6 protein-coding genes are annotated in these 3,124 nt (G+C 67.8%); 3 read left to right on the top strand and 3 right to left on the bottom strand.

Translation table 11 applies throughout. From position 1 onward, the window contains the following. Positions 1-227, bottom strand: a 227-nt coding sequence (locus U9980_RS26390) for a hypothetical protein (protein WP_322770406.1), incomplete at its 3' end; no start/stop codon positions are given. A 267-nt stretch (positions 228-494) separates the two neighbouring features. On the opposite strand from U9980_RS26390, the gene U9980_RS26385 reads away from it, so the two are divergent. Genes U9980_RS26385 through U9980_RS26375 form a run of 3 tightly spaced genes read left to right on the top strand, consistent with a single transcriptional unit; the run spans position 495 to position 1,701 of the window. Next, a complete protein-coding gene (locus U9980_RS26385; protein WP_322770405.1) occupies positions 495-830 on the top strand; it encodes a hypothetical protein in 336 nt (111 codons plus the stop codon). Beyond that, positions 827-1,312, top strand: coding sequence for a MerR family transcriptional regulator (locus tag U9980_RS26380; RefSeq protein ID WP_322770404.1), 486 nt, complete (start codon positions 827-829; stop codon positions 1,310-1,312). Before U9980_RS26385 ends, U9980_RS26380 begins: the two co-directional genes overlap by 4 nt. Continuing rightward, positions 1,309-1,701 (top strand): hypothetical protein, encoded by a 393-nt coding sequence (locus tag U9980_RS26375; protein WP_322770403.1) that lies wholly within the window; start codon positions 1,309-1,311, stop codon positions 1,699-1,701. Before U9980_RS26380 ends, U9980_RS26375 begins: the two co-directional genes overlap by 4 nt. 155 nt (positions 1,702-1,856) lie before the next feature. On the opposite strand, the gene U9980_RS26370 is transcribed toward U9980_RS26375, so the two are convergent. Continuing rightward, positions 1,857-2,600, bottom strand: coding sequence for an SDR family oxidoreductase (locus U9980_RS26370; RefSeq protein WP_322770402.1), 744 nt, complete (start codon positions 2,598-2,600; stop codon positions 1,857-1,859). 203 nt (positions 2,601-2,803) lie between these two features. Continuing rightward, the coding region (locus tag U9980_RS26365; RefSeq protein ID WP_322770401.1) for a hypothetical protein at positions 2,804-3,124 on the bottom strand (321 nt) is incomplete at its 5' end.

Here is a 3,124-nt window from a genome sequence, read left to right as displayed (position 1 = left end):
CCACCTCGGGCCGCATCATCGGCCTCACGTCCGGCGGATCCGGTGGTTTCCCCATTACCGCGAACATGCTCTACCCCCCGGTCACCGATACCGGCTGGATCACCCCCGCGGTCGCGCAGGATGCCGCGGCAGGACCGCTGCGGCACGTGGCCCAGCCCGGCGAGGTCGACCGAGGTCATCACTTTCCTCGCCTCGCACCAGGCCAGATACGTCACCGGACAGATCATCCGCATGTCCTAGCGTGGATTTTCCCACCGCCGGCGGGTCCTCCGTCCGGCTTGGGTTCGACGGGGTGGGCGTGTCATCGACTCAGACCATGATCGGCGCGTGTTTGTTCTTGGGTACGATTTTCGGGCCGATATGCGTACCTGACGACAAACACGCGCCGATCATGGGGATAGCAGGCGCTCCGGGGTTGCATCCGGTACCCGAGTACAGGCTTACCGTCAGTTCGAGGCGCTCGCGGGAGGGCGTCCGGAGCGAAGGAGAGAGCCGTGAGCGGATGCGGACCCGCCGGGTGCACCCTGCCGACCGAGGAACAGCCGTTGCGGCTGGCCGAATGGGACAGGCTGTTCACCGACTCGCTTGTCGAGGTCACCCGTAGGCGTCCCACGTCGCTCGTGTTGACGTTGACCGCCTCCGGCGGGGTGGAGGCCGAGGTCCGGGACCTGGCCGGGCGGGAGTCGTCGTGCTGTGCGTTCTTCCAGTTCACGGTCGCCTTGACCGGCGAGACGGTTGTCGTCGCGGTGAACGTGCCGGATGCGCGCGCGGACGTGCTCGACTGGATCGAAACCAGCACTGCCCCGACCGTGCACCGGAGCTGCCGGTGAGCCTGGGCGGCCTGCGCACCAGCGAGCTCGCCACCGCGGCCGGGGTGAACACCCAGACGCTGCGCTATTACGAGCGGCGGGGACTGCTGGCCGCACCGGTGCGCACCCCGGGCGGGCACCGGCTCTATCCGGCCGAGGCGGTGAGCCTGCTGGGCGTCATCAAGGCCGCGCAGCGGCTCGGGTTCACCCTCGACGAGGTCGCCGAACTACTCGCCAGCGGCCGGCGCCGCCACCCCACCGGCGCGCTACGGGAACGTGCGGTCGCGAAACTCAACGAGATCAACACCAGGATCGAACATCTCGAGACCATCCGGACCGCACTCGCCGGGGTGATCGAGGCCGGCTGCGACAGTCTCACCCACTGCACCTGCCCGGACTGCCCGTTGCCCTTCGTCGAGATAGCCCCGATCCCTCCGGGCGACATCGATCACGATCACGATGTTGTCCCGTCCCGCCACACCGCCACCAGGAGGCGATCATGAACGCCCTGCCCACTCTGCCTACTCTGCCCACCGGAGATCGTCGTGGTCCAGGCCCGGCACCGGCCGCGCTGGCGTACGTCCTCGCCGACAGTGAGGTCGACGGCAAGTTCGACGTCGAGGAACCGCGCTCTCCCCGGCGGGTCGCGCTGTCCGGTGCGCTGGCCGTGGCCGCCTGCGCGGCGTGCTGCGCGCTCCCACTGCTGGTCGCCGCGGGAATGCTCACCGCCGGCGCAGCCGCGGCGCTGAACCAGACCCTTTTCGCCGTCGCCGTCGGCCTTGTTGTGCTTGCGGTCGTGTTCTGGGGGCGCCACCAGCGACGTCGCGCTGCCGTCCGTGCCGCGAGCAGCCACGGCGGTACCTGCGGGTGCGGCGGCGGATGCTCCTGCTAGGGCGTGTCTGATGGATCTTCGATCGTGCGGATCGATGCCCAGAAGGCGCCCCTTCGTGGATCAGTCGCGGTTGGCCGCTCGTCCGCGGGTCCGGGCGAGACGGCGGGCGGCTACCAAGTGCCAGATAGCCGTCAGTGGCGAAGGAGCGGGTTGAGTCAGCGGCCTCCGGTGACGTCGAGGATCGCTCCGGTGACGTAGGACGCCTCGGGCGAGCACAGCCAGGTGATCGCGTGTGCGACCTCGTCGGGCTCACCGCCGCGACCCATCGGGACGCCGGTCGCGAGGCGCTCGATGCGGCCGGGTTGCCCGCCACTGGCGTGGATGTCGGTGCGGATGAGGCCGGGGCGGACGGCGTTGACCCGGATGCCGTCGGCCGCGACCTCCTTGGCCAGGCCGATCGTCATGGTGTCGATGGCGCCCTTGGAGGCGGCGTAGTCGATGTACTCGCCGGGGCTGCCGAGGCGGGCGGCTGCCGAGGAGACATTGACGATGACGCCACCCGCTGCGCCGTGCCGCGTCGACATGCGCCGGATCGCATGCCCGGCGCACAGGAAGGCACCGACGACGTTGACGGCGAACATGGCGACGAGCCGGTCGTGGGTCATCTCCTCGACCCGTGCCGGTCCGGCGACGATGCCCGCATTGTTGACCAGCGCCGCCACCGGTCCCATGGCGTCCGCGGCCATGAACAGTGCGGCGACCGCGTCCGGCGAGGTGACGTCCGCGGGTACGGCGATGGCGGCCACGCCGGCGGCCTTGCATTCCGCCACGACCTGTCGGGCCGATGCGGCGGCTGCTCGGAAGCCGATGCAGACGTCCCAGCCACGGCGGGCCAGCAGGACCGCCGTGGCCGCACCTATCCCGCGGCTACCGCCTGTGACAACCACGACGCTGCGCACCCGTGACCTCCCAGACTGATCCTCCACCGCGAGCGAGCACCCGTCAGCAACGGTCCCACGTTCTGCCTACGGACCTGGCCCCGGCACTTGGCCGGTTTCAGGGACGTGGCTGATCGTGGAAGTCCAGGAGGGGGCGTTGGGGGCGTGGTTGTGCTGCCTCCGGCCGAACTCGGCACTCCTCTGCGAGTCGAGCCAAATCCTCATTAGCGCATACGCAACGTGACAGATTGGGTATTGAATTCACATTTCACATCGCCGACATCAACGATAAATCTAGATTCCTCTGACTGGATATCGCGGGTTACACCTTCAAGCGTGCTACCCGATCGCGTATCGTAGCCGTCGATCTGAGTTATTCGGAGATTGGCGATGTCGCCGAATTCAAGGTCCACCGGACGGCCCGACGACTCAATTTTACGCCAGTTTCCAGAATAGCGAAACCCGAGAACCAGCGTCACGTCGGCAACAAGAAAGGAAATCTTCTCAAGAATGGCATTGTTATGTAAATCCACGAGCCCGCTAGT

Source organism: Protofrankia sp. Cr1 (assembly GCF_963555865.1).
In the GTDB taxonomy this organism is placed as follows: Bacteria; Actinomycetota; Actinomycetes; order Frankiales; family Frankiaceae; genus Protofrankia.
This window is presented reverse-complemented; position numbering and strand designations above follow the sequence as displayed.